General features: G+C 58.6%; 15 protein-coding genes. All 15 read right to left on the bottom strand.

Annotation, left to right across the window (positions count from 1 at the left end):
• Positions 1–38: 38 nt before the first annotated feature.
• Entirely contained in the window at positions 39–3,191 is a 3,153-nt protein-coding gene (locus OZX74_RS04355; RefSeq protein WP_277157303.1) for a bifunctional [glutamine synthetase] adenylyltransferase/[glutamine synthetase]-adenylyl-L-tyrosine phosphorylase, read from the bottom strand.
• Positions 3,192–3,259: 68 nt separating this feature from the next.
• Positions 3,260–4,111, bottom strand: a complete 852-nt coding sequence (metF, locus tag OZX74_RS04350) for a methylenetetrahydrofolate reductase [NAD(P)H] (protein WP_277157302.1) — start codon at positions 4,109–4,111, stop codon at positions 3,260–3,262.
• An 85-nt stretch (positions 4,112–4,196) separates the two neighbouring features.
• The gene (gene metE / locus OZX74_RS04345; protein ID WP_277157301.1) at positions 4,197–6,536 is read right to left on the bottom strand and encodes a 5-methyltetrahydropteroyltriglutamate--homocysteine S-methyltransferase; all 2,340 of its coding nucleotides are present in this window, start codon (positions 6,534–6,536) and stop codon (positions 4,197–4,199) included.
• Between the two features lie 175 nt (positions 6,537–6,711).
• Positions 6,712–7,785, bottom strand: coding sequence for a tRNA (adenine-N1)-methyltransferase (locus tag OZX74_RS04340; RefSeq protein ID WP_277157300.1), 1,074 nt, complete (start codon positions 7,783–7,785; stop codon positions 6,712–6,714).
• Positions 7,786–8,021: 236 nt separating this feature from the next.
• Entirely contained in the window at positions 8,022–9,026 is a 1,005-nt protein-coding gene (locus tag OZX74_RS04335; RefSeq protein ID WP_277157299.1) for an NAD(P)-dependent oxidoreductase, read from the bottom strand.
• 50 nt (positions 9,027–9,076) lie between these two features.
• Positions 9,077–9,937 carry an ATP-binding cassette domain-containing protein gene (locus OZX74_RS04330; RefSeq protein ID WP_277157298.1) on the bottom strand — a complete coding sequence of 287 codons (861 nt, stop codon included), beginning with the start codon at positions 9,935–9,937 and terminating at the stop codon, positions 9,077–9,079.
• Between the two features lie 412 nt (positions 9,938–10,349).
• A complete protein-coding gene (glgA, locus tag OZX74_RS04325) occupies positions 10,350–11,573 on the bottom strand; it encodes a glycogen synthase (protein ID WP_277157297.1) in 1,224 nt (407 codons plus the stop codon).
• A 63-nt stretch (positions 11,574–11,636) separates the two neighbouring features.
• A complete protein-coding gene (locus OZX74_RS04320) occupies positions 11,637–12,089 on the bottom strand; it encodes a tripartite tricarboxylate transporter TctB family protein (RefSeq protein WP_277157296.1) in 453 nt (150 codons plus the stop codon).
• Between the two features lie 99 nt (positions 12,090–12,188).
• Positions 12,189–13,730, bottom strand: coding sequence for a glutamate synthase subunit beta (locus OZX74_RS04315; RefSeq protein WP_277157295.1), 1,542 nt, complete (start codon positions 13,728–13,730; stop codon positions 12,189–12,191).
• On the bottom strand, positions 13,730–18,316 hold the full coding sequence (gltB, locus tag OZX74_RS04310) for a glutamate synthase large subunit (RefSeq protein WP_277157294.1): 4,587 nt from the start codon (positions 18,314–18,316) through the stop codon (positions 13,730–13,732). The genes OZX74_RS04315 and gltB overlap by 1 nt, the downstream gene beginning before the upstream one ends.
• Positions 18,317–18,526: 210 nt before the next feature.
• Positions 18,527–19,852 carry a radical SAM family heme chaperone HemW gene (gene hemW, locus OZX74_RS04305; protein ID WP_277157293.1) on the bottom strand — a complete coding sequence of 442 codons (1,326 nt, stop codon included), beginning with the start codon at positions 19,850–19,852 and terminating at the stop codon, positions 18,527–18,529.
• A 96-nt stretch (positions 19,853–19,948) separates the two neighbouring features.
• The gene (locus OZX74_RS04300; protein ID WP_277157292.1) at positions 19,949–21,229 is read right to left on the bottom strand and encodes an ABC transporter permease; all 1,281 of its coding nucleotides are present in this window, start codon (positions 21,227–21,229) and stop codon (positions 19,949–19,951) included.
• The gene (locus OZX74_RS04295) at positions 21,216–22,445 is read right to left on the bottom strand and encodes an ABC transporter permease (RefSeq protein ID WP_277157291.1); all 1,230 of its coding nucleotides are present in this window, start codon (positions 22,443–22,445) and stop codon (positions 21,216–21,218) included. Before OZX74_RS04295 ends, OZX74_RS04300 begins: the two co-directional genes overlap by 14 nt.
• 9 nt (positions 22,446–22,454) lie before the next feature.
• Complete coding sequence (locus tag OZX74_RS04290; RefSeq protein WP_277157290.1) at positions 22,455–23,426, bottom strand: ABC transporter ATP-binding protein; 972 nt, start codon at positions 23,424–23,426, stop codon at positions 22,455–22,457.
• A 261-nt stretch (positions 23,427–23,687) separates the two neighbouring features.
• Positions 23,688–23,984 carry a hypothetical protein gene (locus OZX74_RS04285; RefSeq protein ID WP_277157289.1) on the bottom strand — a complete coding sequence of 99 codons (297 nt, stop codon included), beginning with the start codon at positions 23,982–23,984 and terminating at the stop codon, positions 23,688–23,690.
• Positions 23,985–24,148 lie beyond the last annotated feature (164 nt).

Raw genomic sequence — 24,148 nt, 5'->3', positions numbered from 1 at the left:
AAAACGCTGATGCCAAACATAGTATAAAGCACTGCCTTTTACTGTCCATAGAACAGACGTTCCATTACCTCGCGGCAGCGGCGCATCACCGCCTGCAAATCATTTCCGAAGTATTGGCCTCGATTTGCATCATATCCAAGAAACGTCGCTACTCCCCCGAGCCCGTAGAAATCCGACGGCAGCACATCGGCCTGCGAAAGCCTTGCGCCCCATAGATAATTGCCGTTGCGGGCGGCGGTCAGCATTTTCCACGCTCTGCGCAACGCGTCGACGTCATCGCCACCGATATATCCCAACCGCTCAAGCTCATCAAGCGCGGCCAGCGTCGAATGCACACGCAAGCCCTCATGCTTCCCCGCATGCTCGAGCTGCAGCAGCTGCACCGTCCATTCGACATCGGAAAGCCCACCAGCCCCGAGTTTCAGATGCTGGTTGCGTTTCACGCCATGTGGCAGACGCTCCGCCTCCATTCGCGCTTTGAGCCTGCGGATCTCGCCAATCTCCTCGTCCGTCAACGCCCGGTCCATATAGCGCAGAGGGTCGGCAAGCTGGGTGAGGAAATCCTTGGCCAATCTGGCATCGCCCGCGGCATACCTCGCTCGCAGCAAGGCCTGACGTTCCCATGTGCTGTACCACTTGGTGTAGTAGTCGCGGCACGATTCATAGGAGCGGATCAGCGGCCCGTTCTTGCCTTCCGGACGAAGACCGAAATCGAGGTCGATTTTCGGCTCCAGGCTGGCAGGCCCCTGCAGGATGTTGCGCAGGTCGTTGACCACGTTGCGCGCGAAGTCGGCAGCCGTTTTTGCGCAATCATCGCTATCTTCGCCCCTTGCGGCCTGCATCGGACGATACATCATGATGACATCCGCGTCAGAGCAGAAATTGACCTCCTGGCCGCCATAACGGCCCATGGCGATGACGCTGATGGCCACCGGAGCGGCATCAAACCCCATTTCAGTGCATTGATGACGGATGGACCATTGCAGAGCCGCTTCGATGGCGGCATCGTAGACATCGGTCATACCGGCCAATCCCGTACCGTCATCGAAAACACCGGAAGTCCACCCAAGGCCGATGCGTTCGATCTCATGCCGTCTCATCGCACGGATGGAAGCGGCGAAATCGTTCATGTTGTCGGCATAACGCGACACCGCAGCCTGCGAGCGCACATCAAGGCTTTCACGGGTTCGCGGCATCAGCATCCCGTCATCGCCGAGCCAGGTCACCGATTCGATGGACTGGTTGAGCGCGTCGCCCAGCAGCCTCGAGTTGGAGAGGATATGACACAGTCTGATCAGCGCCTGCGGTGAATCACGCAGGAAACCGAGATACTGGCTGCCGCCGCCGAAACGTTCCTCGAGCTTGCGCCATTGCAACAACCCCATGTCCGGGTTCTGCCCTTGGGACAGCCATTGGAGTATCGAGGGCAGGAGAATGCGGTTGATCTTGGCCGCACGGGAAACCCCTTCGGTCAACGCCTTGACATGACGCATGGCGGCATCCGGGTCGGCGAAGCCGATGGATTCAAAGCGCTCTCGAGTGGCCTTGTCGCTTAAGGTGATCTGATCGTCGTCCAGTTGCGCCGCGATCGGCAGCATCGGCCGGTAATAGATATCGGAGTGAAGACGGCGCACCTCACGGCGGACTTTGTCGTAACGTTGTACCAGCTGATCGGGCAGCAGGCCGAATGCACGGGCCATACGGCGCAGTTCCGGATTGCCGTCTATCGCACGCGTGTCGGCGTTGCGCACGATATCGAGTTCGTTCTCCTTGACCTTGCCGAGGTCGGCGAAGAGATGCGTGCGTTTCAGCTCCCACATCTGCGCCCGATGCTCCAGCACTCTTTCAAAGCGATAGTCCTTATCGAGCCTTGCAGCTTGCGGACGCGCGACGTATCCTCCGGCCGAAAGCGCCTGCAACGCACCCAACGTGGACCGGCCGCGCAACGATTCGTCGGAGCGGCCATGGACCAGCTGCAGCATCTGCACGGTGAACTCCACATCGCGCAACCCGCCTTTGCCGAGTTTGATTTCCCTGTCCCGCAGATCGGAAGGAATATTGTCTTCGACGCGTTTGCGCATCTTCTGGCAGTCATAGACGAAATTATCGCGTTTCGACGCCGACCAGACCAGCGGACGCGTCAGATCGAGATAGGCCTTTCCCAGCTCTTCGTCACCGACGACAATGCGAGCCTTCAGCAGCGCCTGGAACTCCCAATTGCTGGCCCACTTCTCGTAATAGACGCGACACGAATCGACCGTGCGCACCAGCGGGCCGTCCTTGCCTTCCGGGCGCAAGGCGGTGTCGATCTGCCACAACGGCGGCATGGCGACACCGGGGATGACCGATTGGCAGATTTTTTGCAGCAAGGTTCCGATTTTCGTGCCGATGCGGGTCAGCGTCACGTTATCGATTTTTCTTTCGGTTTCCTCTGATTCGATGGCCTTGACCACATACACCAGATCGCAGTCAGAGACGTAGTTCAGTTCCTGTGCGCCGAGCTTGCCCATGCCGATGACGGTGAACCCGCAATACTCGCTCTGGTCAACATTTTCATTGGCGATATCCAGCGCCGAAGTGATGGCGGCATCGGCCAAATCGGAGAGCATCGCGCTGATTCTCGGTTGAATTTTGACAGGATCGGCTGCAGCGGCGTCCTCGGCCATGATGGCAGATAGCTGAAGGTAATAATCCCTGCGCAACGCTTCGGTACCGACACTCAAGGAGGAAACAGACGAACCAGATGATGTGGAGATTGCGGCATTGACGGCAGTTCTGATATGTAGGATACGCTGGTCGCGAGTAAAGCCGAGGCTCTGGCAGGGATCACAACCGGCTGCGAGGGCGAAGTCAGGGTTGGAACGCATCAGCCCGCCAAGCGCGTCCGAGGAACCGAGCACAGCAATGAGCCGCGAAAACGCCTCGGGCCGGTGAAGAAGCGCCTTGAGTGTCTCGTTGCGGCTATCCGAACGCTCCGGGTCTGAGTCCGGGGTATAGAGTTCCGTCAGATGATACAGCGCCGCATCCGGGTCGCACGCCTTTTGCAGGGAATCGAGAATACTCTGCAAGCAATCGCCGCCGAAACCAAGCTGTGCCAGACGCGCGAACCGGTCGCGAGCGTCCCCGAGATTCTGCACCCCTGCATGAATCAGGTCATGGGTCGTGATTTCGAATTCCTTGGAAGCTTCCATAATCCCAATCTACAACCGGGTCACGTTTTTGCTCGCACGCTCAACATGAATTGACCGCTGGTGCAAACCTATTCCTTGATCGTGAACAATTGCTCGACGTTGGACCATATGCGGCGTGCGATCGCCGGACGGTTCATCGTGTAGAGGTGGATGCCGTCGACGCCGTGCGCCACCAGATCGGAAATCTGTTCGGAGGCGTAGTTGATGCCGGCCTGTTGGAGGCAAGGCAGATTGTCGCCCCACTTGTCGACGATGCGTCGCACCCTTGCGGGAATCTTGGAACCGTTGCGCTTGGTCATGTTGTTGATCGATCTGACGCTGCGTATCGGCATGATGCCGGCTTCGATCGGCACGTCGATGCCTTTGGCGCGCGCCAGATCGAGGAAACGGTAGAAATCCTCGTTGTCGTAGAACAGCTGAGTGATCAGATGGGTGACGCCGGCGTCCACCTTCTTTTTGAGGTTGTCGACGTCGACTTCCAGGCACGAGGCCTCCAGATGGCATTCCGGGTAGCAGGCGCCCATGATCTGCATATCGGGGTCATGCTGGCGGATGTAGGCGGCCAGATCGCTGGCATGTTCGAAATCCCCGCACGGCTCGTTGCCTTCGACATAATCGCCGCGCAACGCCAGCACGCCGAAGACCCCGGCCTTTCGGAAGAGGTCCAGCGCCTCGTCGACCGACGCCTTATCGCTGTATAGGGCGGTCAGATGGGCCACGACCGGAATGCGATAGTCGGCATTGACGGTGTGGGCTATCCTGGCGGTGTTGAGCCGGTTGGCATGGCTGCCATGACGATAGGTCACCGAAATGAAATCGGGGTCCAAACCCTGCAGCCCGTCAAGCGCATCATAGATGGTGCCTACCGGCGCGTGCGGTTTGGGCGGGAACACTTCAAGCGAGAAAATCGGCGAATGCATGTCTTGTCTCCTGTGACAAATGATGTGGCCGGCATCGTTTGCTTCTGCTTGATGTCGGCCACACGTTGATGAATTTCAATCTTCCTTAGTTACGCGAGGCCTGCGAACCATCCGCCAACTCAGCGCGAACCGTCTTGGCGGCCTCGACCATGTGCTCGAGGCTCGGCCAGGTCTCCTCATTGCCGCGGGTCTTCAGGCCGCAGTCGGGGTTGATCCAGACACGGCCGGCATCGGCCTTCTTCAGGATCGCGTGGATGCGCTCGACCAGTTCCTTGGTCGACGGGATGCGCGGCGAATGGATGTCGTAGACGCCGGGGCCCACTTCGGTCTCGAAATGCGCGTCATGGATGGCGTCGAGGACGACCAGGTCCCCTCGGGAGGCCTCGAAGGAGATGACGTCGGCGTCCATGTTGTCGATGTCACGAATGATGTCGTTGAACTCCGAGTAGCACATATGCGTGTGGATCTGCGTGGTCGGTTTGACAGCGGAATGCACCAGGCGGAAGGCGGGAATCGCCCAGTCGAGGTACTTCTTGTGCCAGTCGGAGCGGCGCAACGGCAGCTTCTCGCGCAACGCGGCCTCGTCGATCTGGATGACCTTGATACCGGCGGCCTCGAGGTCGAGCACCTCGTCGCGGATGGCCAGCGCCAGCTGCTGGGTCTGCAGCTCGTTGCTGATGTCCTCGCGCGGCCAGGACCAGTTGAGGATGGTGACCGGGCCGGTGAGCATGCCCTTGACGACGTGCTTGGTGCGGCTTTGCGCGTACTTGCTCCAGCGCACGGTGATCGGCTCGGCGCGGCTCACGTCGCCCCAGACGATCGGAGGCTTGACGCAGCGGGTGCCGTAGGACTGCACCCAGGCGTTCTTGGTGAAGAGATAGCCGTTCAGGTGCTGGCCGAAGTATTCGACCATGTCGTTGCGTTCGAATTCGCCGTGAACGAGCACATCCAGTCCGATCTGCTCCTGATGGGCTATGACCTGGTCAATCTGGCTGGCGATGAAATCGTCATAGGTCTTCTGGTCGATCTCGCCCTTACGTGCCTTCGCACGCATCGAGCGAATCTCGCGGGTTTGCGGGAAGGAGCCGATGGTCGTGGTCGGCAGCTGCGGAAGATTCAGCTCCTCATGCTGCGCTTTGCGGCGCTCGGCACGGGCCGGCTGGCGGACGAAGTCCTTTTCTGTCAACGAGGCAAGACGCTTAGCCACGGCCGGATCGGGTGCCACGCGGCTGCCGTCGAACAAGGCCTGATTGCCGGCCAATGTCTTCGATGTCTTGCGCGTCTCGTCATCGACATCGGCAAGCTTGGCCACATCCACCAACTCACCGAGCTTCTCGACAGCGAAGGCGAAGTGCTTCAAAACCTCCGGCTTCAAGTCTGTCTCGCCTTCGGTGCTGAATGGCACGTGCAACAGGGACGAGGCGGTGGAAACGGCCACACTGCCGGTCTTGGTCTTCAACGCGTCAAGTAAACCGAGGCTTTGCGCGTAGTTGTTGCGCCAGATGTTGCGTCCGTTGATGACACCGGCGAAAATCGTGGTGTTTTGCGCGACACCGTATTTCTCGACGGCTGCGAGATTTTCGTCGCGTCCTTCGATCAGGTCGAGGCCGACCCCGTCGAACCCGAAGAGATTCACGGTTTCGTAGATATCGGCGATGTTGCCGAAGTAGGTGTTGAGCAGGACTTTGACACTCTTGCCCGCGAGCGCGGAGCGTGCCGGCAGGATGGCGGAATAAAGCGCCTTGAAAAGCTCGGTGTCGCCGTCTTCCTTGTCAAGTACCAGATACGGTTCATCGAACTGTACCCACTGGGCACCGAGTTCGGCGAACTTGCGGAGAATCTGCGCGTACACGCCGGAAACCGCGTCGACCAGGCCGCGGTCAAGTTCCAGCTCTTCGGCCTGCGGATTGCGGGCCAGTTTGAGGAAGGTGTAAGGGCCGATCAGCACCGGCTTGGTGAGGGTGCCCTGCGCCTTGGCCTCGTTGAACTCGTCGAAGGGCTTGGTGGAATTGAGCTTGATTTCGGTGCCGGCGTCGATTTCGGGAACCAGATAATGGTAGTTGGTGGTGAACCACTTCTTCATCGGCAGCGCGGTGACATCGCCCTCCGGGCCCTGATAGCCACGGCCCATCGCGAACAGCGTGTCTTCGGGATTTTCAAAGAAAAGCCGACGGTAGCGTTCCGGAATCACATTCAGCAGGATGGCAGTGTCGAGCATCTGGTCGTAATAGCTGAAGTCGTTGCTGGGGATCAGGTCGACTCCGGCATCGGCCTGCAGCTTCCAATGCTCGGCCCGCAGCTGCTTGCCCGTCGCGCGTACGTCATCGAGGCTGGACTTGCCTTTCCAGTAGCCTTCGATGATCTTCTTCAATTCACGGTCGCGCCCGATGCGCGGAAAGCCTGAAACCGATGTGAGAGCTGACATAATTCCTCCAGTGGTTGACAACGCCTATCGAAAGCCTATCAAAAATCGGCGTTCTAAGCTCATCAGTCCACTTAAGGTGTCGTTATAGATTTCGGTTATATATAGATTCCGCTATTCCCGCTTAAGCATGACACTTGGGGAATCGACATATGCATTATCTATAAATGATCACTGCTTAGTGTTCACTGCTATTCGGTTCAATCTCATGCAACTGGTCACCGAGGTCGCGGAGGACCTTGCGCAGCTTGCGGTCGCTGATGTCGCGCAGTTCGAGATCGGCGAGACGTTCGGCCTGTTGCTGCGGGGTCAGGGAATCGATGTCGGTAACCGTGTCCTTGGTGGCGCGGTCGCGCTTGCGCAGGGCTTGGAAACCAGGAGCCATGGCACGGGTGACGATCAGGAAACCGGTGTGCCCGATCATCTGGTGGTCGGGGCGCACGGCGAGGCCCTGCGCCTTCCATGTGCGCTCGAAGGTCTCCTGAATCTCCGGTTCAGTCCAGCAGCCGGCTTCGCGCAACGCCTCGCAGAACCGCGACATCTGCGTGGTCGTGGTGATGTAGGCGACGAGCACACCGCCAGGCGCGATGACACGATAGGCCTGTTCCAGCCGATTCCACGGGTCGAGCATGTCGAGCATGATCCTGTCGAAGGAATGTTCGGGTAGCGTGGCGGCAACACTGTCAAAATCACCGGTGAGCAAATCCCACCAATCCGGGCGTTCGCCGTAATAGAGCGTCGCGTTGGCCTCGGCGATCTTGGCGAATTCAGGACGCATCTCGATGGTGGTCAGATGACCGGACTCCCCCACTGCGTCAAGCAGGTTGAGGCTCATCGCCCCGCTGCCTGCACCGGATTCAAGCACGTTGAACCCCTCGCGAATGTCACCGAGCTGAATGACCTGGGCGATGTCCTTCGGATACATGATCTGCGCACCGCGGGGCATCGAAAGCACATAATCCGCCAGTCTTGGCCGCATCACCGTATAATCCCAGCCGCCGATGGCCCGGGCCGCCTTCCATGGCTTCGGCTTGTCATGGCCCGGCGTGCCCCCGCTTATCTGCGTTTCGCGCTTGGAAGTCACCGTGGTGACGATGGTGCCTTCGGTTCTGCCGATAACATCGTCGTGCAGAATGATGCCGTGGTCGGTCTGCGTCGAACCGCCGGAGACAAGTTGGTCAGTGATTTTCTTGGACTTGCGATCCGTGAACTGGACCTTCTCCCCCGCTTGCAACGCACCACGTCTCGGCATATCCACTCCCTATCGTCACATAATACAAAACTATGACGGGCTACAGCTCGCCAACTTCATCCTGCCTTATATTCTCACGTCGCCTCGATGGAACCCGACGCAATAAAAAATCCAAGCACACCGATCTTCGATAATGCGCTTGGATTCCTTATTCGTTTTTAGCATCTACCTAATGCCTGCAACCTAACTGCACAACGGTGTCTGCCAACCGATCAGGCAAAAGCCGAGCAAAGATCTCAGCAGTCCACCTTATAGACCGGTTCCTTGCCTTCCGTGACACGCTTGACGTCAGTCATACTGTGCATAACCATGTTGCGCACGGAAGTCTTGGTGTAGAAGGCGGAATGCGGGGTGATGATGACGTTGTCCATCGCCGAAAGCTCACGATAGAACTGCGGCAGCTGCGACTCGCTATCGAACCGCTTCATGAACAGGCCAGTCTCCTCGGCAAATACATCAATGGCGGCGCCAGCAATTTCGCGGTTCTTGAGTGCCGCAATCAAAGCCTGCGTATCGATGAGTGGCCCACGCGCCTGGTTGACGATGAACGCCGTGTCTTTCATCATCTTGAACTGCTCGGCACCGATCATGCCGACCATATACGGCTCAAGAGGGGTGTGCAGCGTGAGAATATCAGCCTCGCGAACAACGGTGTCGAAATCGGTGTATTCGAGGAACGCATCATTGGCGGCGTTGGTGATCAGATCATTGCCGATGACGGTGGCGCCCAACGCATGGAAGAGCTCAGCCACGGCGGAACCGATACGGCCGACGCCGATGATACCGACGGTCTTGTGGTAGATTTCGTCGCTCATTTCCTCGGAAACGCGTATGAAATCGCCCTTGCGCTCGTTGCCGAGAATCTGGCCGTAATGGCGCAGCAGATACATGGTGGAGGCAAGCGTGTTCTCGGCAACGGCGCGCGGCGAATACGCCGGGGTGTGGGTGACGAGAATATGATACTTTCTCACATAGTCGAGATTGAGAATATCGAAGCCGACGGTACGCAGCGCGATGTGGTGGACACCATAGTCGACCAGCCTCTGATAAATCTCCTCATCAGCGACATCGGGAACCTGCTGGAGGCTGACAGCGTCATAGTCCCGGTCCTTGGCCATATCAACGGTCTCGAGCGTAAGGTCATCCGGCGTCGTCACCAATTCGTCCTCAGGATGGCTTTTCATCCATTCGTCGACATAGTCCTGCCCCTCGGGACGGATGTTGTATAGGAGGACTTTCATAGCAGTCCCTTTCTTCTCTTTACTTTTTCTATAGTAAATAATATCGGAAATTAATTATTTTCGATGGCATAGGCCGACCACCGGCCCTGATCATGGGTCACTTTGAGCGGCAGGCCGAAGATATGGCTCAGGCGTTCGGCAGTGAAACCGTGCTCAAGGTCACCGGTGTAAATAATGGTCCCGGGCTGCGGGTCGGCCCCGGCGACGTTGTCCGCATGCGCGTCGGTCTCGTTGCCGGCCATGCGTCCCATGATGGCGACGTGGTCGAAACCCTGCGGAATCTCCTCGAGCCGGTGGGTCACCAGCAGCACGGTACGCTCGGTGTCGTGCCTGCCGATGTCGCTCAACGCGCGCAACGCAAGCTCACGGCCGCCCAGATCGAGCCCGGTGGTCGGCTCGTCCAAAATCAGCAGATCGGGGTTGCCCATCAAGGCCCTGCAGATGAGCACGCGGGTGCGCTCGCCTTCCGAAAGTTTGAACATCTGTTTGCCCTCGAGGTATTCGATGCCGAACATGGCCATGAACCCGCGAGCCTTGTCGTAATCGGCCTGCGTGAACTGTTCGCGCCAGCGGCCTGTGGTCGCGGTCAAGGCCGTCAACACGACATCGAGCGGATCTTCCTCGTTGGGGAAGGAACGCGACAATTCGGCGGAGCTCAACCCGATTCGATTACGGTAGGAAAAGACATTGACCTTGCCGAGTCGGTTGCCCAGAATATCAACGGTTCCCACGGACGGGAACCCGCGGGTCGCCATCATGGCCACGAGGCTGGATTTGCCGATGCCGTTGGGACCGAAAAGCACCCATTTCTCACCATATTTGAGGTCGAGGTTCACGTCGGTCAAAATGACGCGACGGTTCCTACGAAATTCCACATTGCTCAGTTTCAGCGCCGAAACGGCCTCACTCATCCCTATCCCCTCATCGTGGTCATGCGTCTATTGCGCGGTTTTGCCTATCAACACAGACTAACCCCGAAGCATCGGCGAAAAAATCTCGGTTCCATAATGTGATGAGGCCACGCAGCCGCTTAGGTGAGGAAACTGGCCACCAAAAGGATGACGGCAAAGAAATAAAGGCAACAACCGACGACGATTTTGAAGGTATGCAACGTTCGTTTCTTGCCGAAGGCCGCAGAAAGGCACAGCGCCGTTGCCAGAATGAAAATGACAACAATCAATGTGTACAGCACATACTGGAACATGTCGTGCCTTTCCTGTTCATCTCCGTCAGTCCGTCGATTTGTGTCAAACGCGGTAAGAGCCTAAGGCCTCTGCAATATCAAACTTAACATTTCTACTCCGAATGACCAAAACAAACCCGTCAACGCAACACCTGACGGTACACGTCCATCGTCTCGTCGGCGATGCGTTCCCAGCTGAACTCGTCACGGGCACGCCTGAAACCGGCCTCGCCCATCGCTTTGGCCCGCTTTGGATCCGACATGAGACGATTGATGGCCGCAGCCATGTCGTGTACGAAATCATCAGGATGCGTCGGCGTGCCGGTGCCGTCATGCTGCTGCTCGATCGGCACCAGATAACCGGTCACACCGTCGACCACGACTTCCGGAATTCCGCCGGTGGCGCTGGCGACAACCGGCAGGCCGCATGCCATCGCCTCGAGATTGACGATGCCGAGAGGCTCGTAGATGCTCGGGCAGACGAACGCGTCGCTGCCGTGTTCCAGCGCGTTGAGCTCGGGACGCGGCAGCATCTCCTCGATCCAAACGACGTTGCCGCGTTCGGCCTTGAGCTGTGCGAACGAGGAACGCACCTGCGCGCCGAGTTCCTCGGTATCCGGGGCTCCCGCGCACAGCACGACCTGGATATCCTTGTCGATCAGGTGGATGGCCCGCAGCAAATAGGGCAGGCCCTTCTGCCGTGTAATCCGTCCGACGAAGAGCAATGTGGGCATGTTTCGGTCGATACGATAACGCTCGAACACTTTCCAGCCCGGATCGTCGGGATCGGGAGTGGCGAAGTCGGCAACCGTGATGCCGTTGTGGACGACGGAGACCTTTGCCGGGTCAATCGATGGATAGGCCGTGCGAATGTCCTGTTTCATGCCCTGAGAGACGGCGATGACACGGTCGGCATGGGTGAAGGCGTCACGTTCGGCCCAGGAACTCAGGTTGTATCCGCCGCCAAGCTGGTCACGCTTCCACGGGCGAAACGGTTCGAGGCTGTGGGCGGTGACGACAAGCGGGATCTCGTGCATCTGAGCCGCCAACCGACCGGCCAGGCAGGCATACCACGTGTGGGCGTGGACGATGTCACCATCGACATCGTTGGCCATTTGAAGGTCCACTGCGAATGTCTGCAACGCCATGTTGGCCTGCGACAGCTCTCGGGGAACGTCGTAACCGACCACGCGCAAGCTGCCGCCGGGTACTTGAGGAACCTCATCAGGTGTTCTGGGGCCGTCGAAGGCGCGAACCGTCACGCCGGCGCGTTCGGCGAGCACTTTCGACAATTCCTCGACGTGCACGCCGGCGCCGCCATAGATATGCGGAGGATATTCGCGGGTCAGCAAATCAATTTTCATACGCGTCAATCAACCTTATTCGCCTGTCACTATTGCACGGCGGCCTGCAGAATGAACCATCGCCTAAATGGCCGTACCGTTGGAGTCAAGGTTCGGGTTGTGCCGATAGTTGCCGGCGGTGAAGAAAAGGCTCAGCACGCCGATGACAAACACCACGGAAACGGTGACAATCAGCCACAGCGGATGCCTGGGCACCCACATCAGCACCGCGAAGGCGACACCGGCGAGGATGATCAGCGTCCAGCTGATGATCCTGAACCACTGGTGCAGCGAATGCGGCGCCTTCATGACTTTCGGATCGCTGTAGTTGGGGTCGAGGTTTTGCGCCGGCGCCGAAAGCTTCTCGGCCTTTGGTTTCCATTCGGCATCGCCGTTCTCCTCGAGGCGACGGCTGCGCTCCTGCAGTGAGTACTCGTCAATGAGCCCTCCGCGGCCACGATTCTGTGGCTGATTGGGCTGCGGCACCCCCCTGCGGCTCTGCTTGGCTTGGGCACGGCGTTCGGCGCGATTCGGCATCTCTGTTCCTTTCGGCTTTTGAATTTCTTTCTTTGTCCGATTTTAGCCCAAACCCTGCCAAGCTGTTTGGGCCGGGACTTCTTGGGCCTACTGGGAGTTTCAGATCTTAGGAAGTGCCATCGGCTTTTGGGTGGAGACGATCGGAGCGGGGAGTTCGGTGGTTCCGTTGAGGAAGCGGTCGACCGCCGACGCACAGCTGCGGCCTTCGGCTATCGCCCAGACCACAAGACTTTGGCCACGTCCGGCGTCGCCACACACGAACACGCCGTCCTGGCTGGTCTCGAACTGCTTGTTGCGTGCGAGGTTGCCCCGACGGTCAAGGTCGACCGGAAGCTGATCGAGAATCGTGGAGGTGTCTGGATGGAGGAAGCCGGTGGATATCAATACCAGATCCGCGTCGATGACCCGCTCGGTTCCGGCAATGTGCTGGCGTTTGCCATCGGCCGTGCGTTCGACGTCGATGACCTTGACACCGGTGACATGGCCGGATTCGTCAGCTACAAAACCGCTTGCCAAACCGGTGTCATCCAACGTCACGCGCTCGGTTGCCGCAACTTCCTCAACCCCAGTGAAGCTGACGGTATCCGTGTTGTATTCGTAGGTTCCGCCTTCTTCCATCGAGGTGGTCGGCTGGTAGAGACGCGCGTAGGTCGGCCAAGGCTGATTGTCCGGGCGAACGCTGGGCTCTTTGGGATTGATCTGCAGGACGGTGATGCTGGTGGCACCTTGGCGAATGGCGGTTCCCAGGCAGTCCGAACCGGTGTCGCCGCCACCGATGATGACGACCCTCTTGCCGGCGGCGTCAATGTCGTTAACCGGCTTCTTGCCTTCGACACGCCGGTTGGCATCGGGCAGGAAATCCATGGCGAAATGGATACCGTCAAGTTCGCGGCCCGGTACGTTCACGTCGCGCGGCACGCCGGAGCCGATGGCGACGACCACGGCATCGTAACGCGAACGCAGCTCGTCCCAGCTCAGATCCTTGCCGATCTCCATGTTTGTACGGAAGACAGTGCCTTCGGCCTCCATTTGTTCGATGCGACGGTCGATCAGATGCTTGTCGAGTTTGAAGGACGGGATGCCATAGCGCATGAGCCCTCCGATCTCGTCGTCGCGTTCGTAGACGACGACGGTGTGACCGGCGCGGGTCAGCTGCTGGGCGCAGGCGAGGCCGGCAGGGCCGGAACCGACGATGGCGATGGTCATATCGGTCAGACGTTGCGGCGGCATCGGCTTGACATAATCGAGCTTCCACGCCTGATCGATGATGGCCTGTTCGTCGGCCTTGATCATCGTCGGCGGCTGGTGGATGCCCAGCACACACGCCTGTTCGCACGGTGCCGGGCAAATCAAACCGGTGACCTCGGGGAAGTTGTTGGTTGAGGAAAGCCGTTGATAGGCCTCCTCCCACTGCCCCTGGCGCACCAAATCGTTGAAGTCCGGAATGATGTTGCCCAGCGGGCAGCCGGTCATGCAGAAGGGGGTGCCGCAGTCCATACACCGCGCGGCCTGCTCCTTGGTCCAGGGCTGGAAGCCGGACTGGGCGTGCACGTCCTTCCAATCGCGGATGCGCTCGGCGACCGGACGATCCTGCGCCTCGTGGCGGGTACGCACCTTCAGGAATCCTCTGGGATCGCTCATCAGTCCACTCCTTCCATCACATGTTCATAGACGTGCTCCCACGCCCCCGGCGCGTTGAAATCGACGTTGTCGGCGCGGGCTTCATCCATGGCCGCGCTCATCGCCACGAATTGCTTGGGCACGATATGAGTGAATCGGGTCTTGTTGTGCTCCCAATCGGCAAGAAGATCTTGTGCGAAAGCCGATCCGGTCTCTTCGGCGTGCCGCTTCACCAGCTGGTGAATATGTTGCGCCTGCGCGTCATCCAACGTTTCGAACAGCAGGGACCCGGACTTGAGAGCACCCGGATTGACCTTGTTCATATCCAGATCGAGCACATAGGTATGGCCTCCGGAGAAGCCGGCACCGAAGTTGCGTCCGGTGGGGCCGAGCACCACGACGGTGCCGCCGGTCATGTATTCGCAACCGTGGTCGCCCACGCCTTCCACGACGAACGTCGCGCCGCCGTTGCGTACCGCGAAGCGCTCGCCGGCCCGCCCGGCGACGTACATCTCGCCGCTGGTGGCACCGAAGCCGGTGACGTTGCCTGCGATGACATTGGTGTGCGGGTCGAAATGCAACGCCCCGTCTACCGGGCGCACGATGACGCGTCCGCCGGAAAGCCCCTTGGCCGCATAATCGTTGACCTCGCCGTAAATGCGCAACGTCTCGCCTCTTGGAATGAACGCGCCGATGGACTGGCCTCCGGAACCACGCAACGTCATGTCGATGGTGTCGTCGGGCAGGCCTTTGGCACCGTAGCGTTTGGTGATCTCGTAGCCGACCATCGTGCCGACGGTGCGATTGACGTTGCGAATCGGCAGGTCGAGGCGAACGGGTTCACGGTCGTCAAGTGCGGGCTTGACAAGCTCGATGAGTTTATTATCGAGCGCCTTGTCGAGCTCATGGTTCTGCGCGATCGTCTGATGCAGAATCGTCCCCGGTGTCGGGCCAGCCTGGGCGAGCACGTTGGAGAGGTCCACGCCATCGGATTTCCAGCGTTTGATGGCTTCGTTCTGATCAAGGCATTCGACGTGGCCGACCGCTTCCTCAAGAGAGTGGAAGCCGAGCTGCGCCAACAACTCACGTACTTCGCGGGCGATGAACATGAAGAAGTTGACCACATATTCGGGCTTGCCGGTGTAGCGCGCCCGCAGCTCCGGATCCTGGGTGGCGATGCCCTGCGGGCAGGTGTTGAGGTTGCAGGCTCGCATCATGACGCACCCCTCGGCCATCAGCGCGGTGGTGGCGAAACCGAATTCCTCGGCACCGAGCAGCGCGGCGATGACGACGTCACGGCCGGTCTTCAACTCACCATCACACTGCACGACGATACGCGAACGCAAACCGTTCAAGATCAAGGTCTGCTGGGTTTCAGCCAAACCGATCTCCCAAGGAGTGCCGGCGTGCTTGATCGCGTTGAGCGGAGCCGCGCCCGTGCCACCATCAGAGCCGGAAATTAGCACGACGTCGGCATGGCATTTGGCCACACCCGCAGCGACGGTTCCCACACCGAACTCGGAGACGAGCTTCACATGGATACGCGCCTTGGGATTGGCCATCTTCGCATCGTAGATCAGCTGCTTCAAATCCTCGATCGAGTAGATGTCGTGGTGAGGCGGCGGGCTGATGAGCTCGACACCGGGGGTGGCATGGCGCACCTTGGCGATCCACGGCGGTACCTTCGCTCCGGGCAGATGACCTCCCTCGCCAGGCTTGGCTCCCTGCGCGAGCTTGATCTGCAGGTCCGTGGCATGCACGAGATAGTCGCTGGTCACGCCGAAACGCGCCGAAGCGATCTGCTTGATTCTGCTGGAACGCATGGGGTCTTCGATGCGGTCGTCGGATTCGCCGCCCTCACCGGAATTGGAACGTGCCCCGATGGAGTTCATCGCGATGGCCAATGTCTCGTGGGCCTCTTGCGAGATAGACCCATAGCTCATCGCACCGGTCGAGAACCGCTTGACAATCTCGCTTTCCGGTTCCACTTCATCCAGCGGAATCGGCTTGCGTCCCTCGGCGAATTTCATCAGGCCGCGCAAGGTCATGATGCGGTTCGACGTATCGTTGACATGCTGGGAATACTTTTTGAACAGGCCATAATCACCGCGTTGGGTGGCCTGCTGCAGCAGGAAGACCGATTCCGGATCGTTGAGATGGTCCTCGCCGGTGCGACGCCATTTGTACTGGCCGCCGACGCGTAGCCTGCGGTGCGGAGTCGCCGTCCATTGGTTCGGATAGGCGACGCGGTGACGGGTGGCGACTTCCTCGGCGATCTGGTCAAGCCCGATGCCACCGACACGCGAGGTGGTGCCGGTGAAGTACTTGTCGATGACATCCTGGTTAAGGCCCACAGCCTCGAAAAGCTGAGCGCCGCGATAGCTCATGATGGTGGAGACGCCCATCTTGCTCATGATTTTCAGCACTCCGGTGGAAAGCGCCTGACGCAGGTTCTCCACGCCTGTCTTGGCATCGACCTTCAGGAACCCGCCGCGAGCGAGGTCCTCCACGGATTCGAAGGCAAGGTAGGGGTTGACGCAGGCCGCACCATAGGCTATCAGCAGGGCGACGTGGTGAATCTCGCGCACGTCTCCCGCTTCCACGGCCATCGAAACCTGCGTGCGGGTATGCGTGCGCAGCAAATGATGCTGCACCGCACTGGTCAGCAGCAGCGAGGGAATCGGACCCCACGTGTGGTTCGAGTCACGGTCAGAGAGCACGAGGAAATTCTTGCCATCGGCGATGGCCTGGTCGATCTCATCGAAAATCTCTTCAAGTCTCGCCTCGAGCGCCTGCCCTCCCCCGGCTACCTGATAAAGGCCGTGGATAACGAACGGCTTGTAGTAGCCGCCGAGCACTTTGGCACGGTCGAGACGCTTCAGCTGGGCCATCTCATCGGAGTCGATGACCGGATTGTCGATCACGATCTTTTTGGCCGCGAGCTGCACATCCTCAAGAAGGTTCGGTTCCGGGCCGATGGCCGAAGCCAGCGAGGTGACGATCTCCTCACGCTCCCAATCCAGCGGCGGATTGGTGACCTGCGCGAATTTCTGGGTGAAATAGTCGAACAGCATGCGGCTGTGGTTGGAAAGCACCGGCTGAGGAGTGTCGTTGCCCATCGCGCCGATGGGCTCCTTACCGGTGTTGGCCATCGGGGCCAGCAGAATCTTGATGTCCTCCTGCGTATAGCCGAAGGCACGCTGGCGGCGAACCACGGAAACGTTGGAATGACGGACATGCTCACGCGCCGGCAGATCGCGCAGACGCACGGCATTGCCTTCGATCCACTTTCGATAGGGATGTTGGCCTGCCAGCTGGTGTTTGATCTCGCTGTCCTCGATCATGCGCCCTTCGAGCGTGTCGATGAGGAACATCCTGCCGGGCTCGAGCCTGCCTTTGGCGACGATACGCTCCGGCTCGGTTTCGGGCAGCACTCCGGCTTCACTGGCCAATACGACATACCCGTCGTCGGTGATCTGCCAGCGTCCGGGACGGAAGCCGTTGCGATCAAGCTGCGCGCCGACCAACCTTCCATCGGTGAAGACGATGTTGGCCGGCCCGTCCCACGGCTCGATGAGGCTGTTGTTGTACTCATAGAACGCACGCACATCGGGGTCGAGCGTCTTGTCCTTCTCCCAAGCGGGAGGCAGCATCATCAACACCGCGTGCGGCAGGCTGCGGCCCGCGAGATGCAACAGCTCGAGGCATTCGTCGAACGTGCCGGAATCCGAATAACCGGGAGTGGTCACCGGCAGCAGCGGCTTGAACTCCCCCAGCAATTCGCTGCTGAATTTGCCCTCGCGCGCCGAAAGCCAGTTGCGATTGCCCTGAATGGTGTTGATCTCGCCGTTGTGGGCGATAAGGCGGAACGGCTGGGCCAGTGGCCAGCTCGGGAACGTATTGGTGGAGAAGCGAGAATGGACGATGGCGATGGTCGTCTTCATTTTCGCAGCGAGGAGGTCGGGGAAGAAGCTGGTGAGCTGCATCGTGGTGAGCATGCCCTTGTAAGTGATGGTGCGCGCCGAAAGCGAGGCGAAATAAACGCCGGCTTCGTGTTCGACGCGTTTGCGGACGCGGAACGCCTTGCGGTCAAGTTCCAGGCCACCCAATGAATCTTCTTCATCGGATTTCGGCGACGACATAACCAGCATCTCGAACGCCGGCATGGAAGCAAGCGCCTGCAAGCCAAGCCCGTCCGGGTTGGTGGGAACCGTACGCCACGCGAGGACTTCCAGACCTTCCTGTGCCACAATATCGGCAATCTGGCGCTTCTGCTCGCTCGCTGCAGCCAAATCGCGGTCCAAGAACGCGATGCCGGCGACATAATGACCGGCTTCGGGCAGATCGGCCTCGATAACGGAACGCATGAACTCATCCGGCATCGCCATGAGGATTCCGGCGCCATCACCGGTGTTCTCTTCGGCGCCCACTGCCCCGCGGTGGTTGAGATTGACGAGCACCTCGATCGCGTCGTCGACGATTCTGCGTTCCGGTTCCTTGTTGAGGGTGGTGACCATGCCGACACCGCAGGCGTCATGCTCTCCCGCCGGGTCATACATACCGACCGCTGGATGAACCGTCAAATCAAGTGGGCTCTTACGTGTCACCACAATCACCTCTAACTTCCGTGGAACCGATGCCATCCGCGAGACCTTAATTGCCTTACAAGTACATACTCAGTCGAAGCGGCTTTCATAGAATATCGTCATGTCATGTCAGGAATGTGTCGCCGTCCATTTTGACGCAAAATCTTCCACATCGTGGACATCGCTTGTTGCGCTGACGAATAGTCCAAGAGGCATTCGTCTAATTATTCGCTACCAACCGCAGATATCAAGTACCTGTTCGATCACGGTGTCGTTGAGCAGACGTCCTCGCAAAGTCGGGACAATACGGTTGTTGTTGTGAATTTCTATCAAACCTGATTGCTCGATTGCTTGAAGTTTTGCTCGATTGACCGTACGTCCGGACGCCTGTTCGATCCTTGAGATATCAAGCCCTTCGTGCAAACGCAACCCCAGCATCACCGTTTCCTCGAGATTTTCCTCGTGCGTGATGGCTTCGCTGCCTTCCCATGGCGCATTGCCGGCATGCAACGCTTCGGCCCATTTGCGCGGATGCTTGATATCCCAAGCCCGCACACCGAACTGGCTAGCATCGGATTGCATACTATTTTCGGCATCGAGTTCAGCTTGATTCCCAGATACGTCACGTTCAACCTGAGTGGTGTCCGTCTTTCTGAATCCGTCTTCGCTCATATCGCGAGCGCCGGAAACCGCATGTTCTTGCCACGCGCCGACGTTCGAGGTGCGATAGTGCGAGTGAGCTCCGGGACCGATGCCGGCCCAATCGACGTTGCGCCAATAGCCCAGATTGTGACGACTCTCATAACCGGGACGCGCCCAGTTCGAGATTTCATACCACTTGAGACCGGCCTGTTCGAAAACCCCGTCCGCAATCTCGTATTTGGCGGCTTCGTCGTCATCATCGGGTTTGGCGATGGTACCTGCCTTGATCTGCCGGCCCATTTTCGTAGTAGGTTCGACGGTCAACGCGTATGCCGAAACATGATTCACACCAAGTTCGATGGCGGTTTCGACGGACTTTCGCCAGTCGTTCATGCTCTCTCCGGGAGCGCCATAGATGAGGTCGACGCTGGAACGCAGGCCGACCCTGTTCGCCGCCTTCACCCCGGCAGTGACGTTGGCCGGCGTGTGGGTGCGGTCAAGCGTTTTCAAAACGTGGGGGACAGCCGATTGCATCCCGAACGAGATACGGGTGAATCCCGCAGCCGCCAAGGTTTCCAGATAGTGCTCATCGGCGGTGTCGGGATTGGCTTCGGTGGTGATTTCCGCGCCGTCCTCGATGCCCCACGTTTCACGCACCGCACGCAGCATCCGACCAAGGTCGTCCGCCGGCAGCAACGTCGGCGTCCCTCCCCCAAAGAACACCGTCGACGCCGCAGGTTCGTCGATGCCGTGCCGCTGCTGCCACGCACGTACCAGCCGCATTTCATCAATGACGAGATTCGCGTAATTGCCACGCGACGCGCCACCACCCATATCGACGGCCGTATACGTGTTGAAATCGCAGTATCCGCACCGCCGATAGCAAAACGGCACATGAATATACACTTCGAACATAGCCCTCTACCCTAGCGGCAGCCCCTTCCAGACATGGGTCAGGAAGAGATGTAATCAGATCCATTGCCGGATTTTCGGCATTTTGCCAGTCTTATTTCAGGTACGACTTCGCTCTTTAAGCCGCTTCGGGGAGCCGAGGGCGAGGCCGACGCATACAAGTGCAATCGCGAAGAGTGCGACCATGCCGGTGGAGGTCGCCCAGCCGCCAAGACTTGATGCGCCTCCTGCATAGGTTCCCAAGCCCATGGCCCGGTCGATGGCATCAAGGTACCAGCGTCCGCACAGCAATTTGCCGATGAGAGCCACAGGGCCGGTCATCACCGAGGAACCGAACGACCATGCGCCGGAGGTAAACGCAATGGCAAGGCCCACCACATTGGCTATGCCGTTGGCGGCGCTTGCGGAGATGGCAAGCCGGCCAAGCACGAAACCGATCGAAATGCCGAAGAACACGTAGATGGCCATTGAACACGTCGCCAGCAGTACCGGGCGCAACGCTAATCCTGCAAGCGAGCCGGTCATGATGCCTGTCACCGCCAGCGAGAGGAGCAGATAATAGATGGTCACCAACGCTCCGATACCCGCGCAGGCCGCCAACAGGCCGAAGCCGGTGGCACGCGGGCGCGTCCGGGACACTTCCATGCGACGACGGGTCGATTCCACGGAAAAGGCCCCGATCACCATGGCGATGACCACAATCATGGACGTGACAATCGGGTACGAGCCCAGCGAAAGCGAGCGGCCGAACACCAATGTTGCCGAAGCATTGCCTGAGGTGCGGTGGGTAGAGACGACGGAAACATGCGAGTCTGATTTGACTGAATGGCCCGCCCTCACAACCTCACGGACGGCGCTATGCATAACGGCAGAGTCGTCAACCCGAGAAGTCCCGTCTTGCACAACATTTCCGGCAAGATATGCCGTACGCAAGTTCGAAAGGAACGTCGAAACCTTCGTTTCCGAGAGATCTTGGGTATCCTGCCCTTTGAGAATCACCCTGAGCTGTTTCGGAGCACGGCCGGCAGAAGCGGCATCCGTGAAGTCACGCATATAGCCTTTCGGCACCACATAGATGGCGTCCGCGGAATCAGTGGCCATGGCGTCCTGCATCGCACGGCGGTTGTCATCGACATGCACAACAGTGTTGGTCTGACCCAAGTAGTTCTGCAGCCCGGTCGCGATGCCACCGGCACCGCCGTCCCGGTCGATGACCGCCACTCGCGACGCAGATGGTGAATATTCGGGCGTCGAGCCATGCGTGTCAGAAACGCTTTGGAACAGTATGGCCGTCATAGCCAGGCTGAGCGCCACAAGATAGAAGAGTATATAGGTTCGATGCCGTTTTGCTACGGTAAGCGCGGCTTTACAGATGTTCATAACGTTGTCTCCTCAACATCGCCACGACAATCAGAATGAAGACGACCATGGTGACGGCCATGACGGCCAGACCGATAAAGAACGGATGATAATTGTCGTAATACAGTAAGTCGTAGAACAGATCGCTCACCTGACGGGCGGGATTGATCCGCGCAATCACAGGCGCTTTGCGCTGCAGGGCGTCTCCCAATGCCATAGCGCCAGTGCCGTACAGCCCGGTAAACATCGACAGGAAGCAGGTAAGGACGACATTCAACGAGAGTTTGGCACGTGTCGTCAGCTTCGGCAAAGCCCCGATGACAAGCCCCATCGCGCTGGCCATCAGTGTCGATGCGGCCACCGCAAGCACCGCCGCCGATTCCCGGCCTGCGACACCGACACCGATGACATAACGCATCGCAAAGAAAGCAACGAGCATGCAGGCGAAGGAGATAACCCAGGAGGCCAATAGTGTGGCGACTGTCTGCCGAATCTTCGGCAACGGCGAGACGCTTGCCCGTATCCCTAGAGCCGTGAGGTTCGCTTGGGTAAGCGTAATGAGATTAATAGATATGGTCGCACCCAACAGGCAGGCCATGCCAAGCATCGCGAAATAGTAGCGTGCAAAACGATGCGGCTTGATCGTTGTAACGCTGACTTGTTTCATGAATCCGTCGGAAGATCCAATGCTTGGCCTGACCTGCGGATCTGCCATAGCGGCATGGTTTTTCGCCGCGACAGCACTGACCACATGCCCTGTCTCATTGTATTGTTGCAACGCGTAATCGAGGGCGGTCACACTCATCGAAACGACCTGATCGCCGGAATTCACCGTCGTGTCCGCGAGCGCCATACGCAACGCTCCGTTATCGTCCACGTAAAGGTAACCTTTGGTCTTGCCGTCCGCCACCATGCGTTTCGCCTCCGTGACCCGGGAGACCTGCTTGATGCTGATGAGCTTCTCGTCATCGTTCTTGGCCGCCTTTCCCCTGGCCTGGCTCTTGTCGCTTGAATCACCTGCAAGCGCCTTGACCACCTGTGCGGCCCCGCTCGCCTTGTTCCAGTTGGAGTCCTCGGCCACCGCCATAGATTGCGGGTCGACATGGATCATATCGTTGATATCGCTGAACATCAGCTGGAACATCGCCAGCATGATCAACGGAAAGGCAAGCACCCAGAAAACGATGCTGGGATTTCTCACCCCGGCCTTGAGATACGTCTTGAACGTCGTGAACATACCGCGCCCCTAGTCCCTCAACGCCTTGCCGGTCATCTCAAGGAACACGTCATTCAGGGTCGGCGGATTCGAGGAGACATGGCCGATATTGGCGCCTGAACGTTCCAGAAGGTCGAGGACATCGACCAGATTGCGCTCGCCGGACTTGCAGCGCACGGTCAGCGTTTTACCGTCATAGTCGACGTCGACGATGGTGGGCAGTGCCTTCAAATCGGCAAGTGCCGCGTCGGCAAGATCGAGCGTTTCGATAAGTATGCGGTCGCCGGTAGATACCATCGCCTTGAGCTCGGGCACCGTGCCTTCCGCGACATGGCGGCCGTGGTCCATGATGAGTATCTGGTCGCAGATCTGCTCGACCTCTTCCATGTAATGGCTGGTATAGACCACGGTCGCTCCAGCACGGTTCAGCCTTTGAATTCCTTCGAGGATGGCGTTTCGGCTCTGCGGGTCAACGGCCACGGTCGGCTCGTCGAAGAAGATGAGGTCGGGTTTGTGCGCGATGCCGCAGGCTATGTTCAAGCGACGCTTCAATCCGCCAGAAAGTTTCTTCGGTCTGTATTTGCGGAAGTCGTCAAGTCCGACCAGCGCGATGGCTTCGTCCACAAGCGGTTTGCGCTGTTCCTTTTTCGGCACGTAAAGCGCACAGAAATAATCGATGTTCTCCTCGACCGTCAGCTCTTCGAGCACCGCGACATCCTGCGGCACCAAACCGATGCGAGCTTTCAGGGCGTAGGCGCTTGGTGTCATCGGTTCGCCGAATACCCTGATATCGCCCGAATCGTAGGTCAAGAGCGAAAGAATACAATTGATCAGCGTCGTCTTGCCACTGCCGTTCGGGCCGAGCAGGCCGAATATTTTGCCTTGCGGTACGTCGAGGTCGAAGTCGTCAAGCACCAGATGGTCGCCGTATCGTTTGACCAGATGGCTGATCTTGACCGCGGGAACGTTGCCGATTCCGCTCGGGTCTTGTTTCGCGTTCATAGATGAACCTTCCTATCTATTGCGAACGTTGTGTATGTTGATGGTTCCATTGTGACGCGGGAAATCGGGCAGGTCATGGTGAGTGTCGTCATTTTCTTTCCGTATCACTAATTACATTTGTCACCACTTTTTTTCTTTGCCGTTTTTGCAGCGCACCATACATGACATCGAAAACCATTGAAACGATATGGCTGACAACAATAAAGCATGATTGGCCTCGATACATAATCCGGTTTTCTGCACGGAGACCGGGTGATACTCTCAAATCGTGAATAGACGGTATCTTGAAGACGCGGCCAGAGCTGCACTGCTGCTTTGCTGCGCCCTGCTTGAGGCGGCAAGACAGCATGGTTCGTTCGACGTCACCGCCATCGCAGCCTTGCTTGCAGCAATATGCTGTTCCACACTGAGCCAATGGCTCCGCAACGACGAACGTAACTTTGGCGGCAATGCGCCCGATTTCGCGCCGCTCCCTCTGCTGCTGTTCTGCATACCATCGTTATTATTTCCTGAATTTCTTGCGTTCATGCCATTGGTGGCGTTCGAATCGATGGTCATTGCAACCGGTCAATCCGAAAATATTTGGCACAAGTTGATCTCGTGTTGCTGGATTCTTCCGCTGGTATGTTCATATTGGATTTACTGTCGTAACGGGCTTCTCCCGCTGAACAACAACAATCGCCCGGCAACCCATCCCGTATTGGATACCGCCATAGTGGTTC

The sequence above is a fragment of the Bifidobacterium sp. ESL0798 genome, from assembly GCF_029395415.1.
Classification (GTDB): Bacteria; Actinomycetota; Actinomycetes; order Actinomycetales; family Bifidobacteriaceae; genus Bifidobacterium.
The sequence above is the reverse complement of the archived record's forward strand: the minus strand, read 5'-3'. Positions and strand labels throughout refer to the sequence as shown.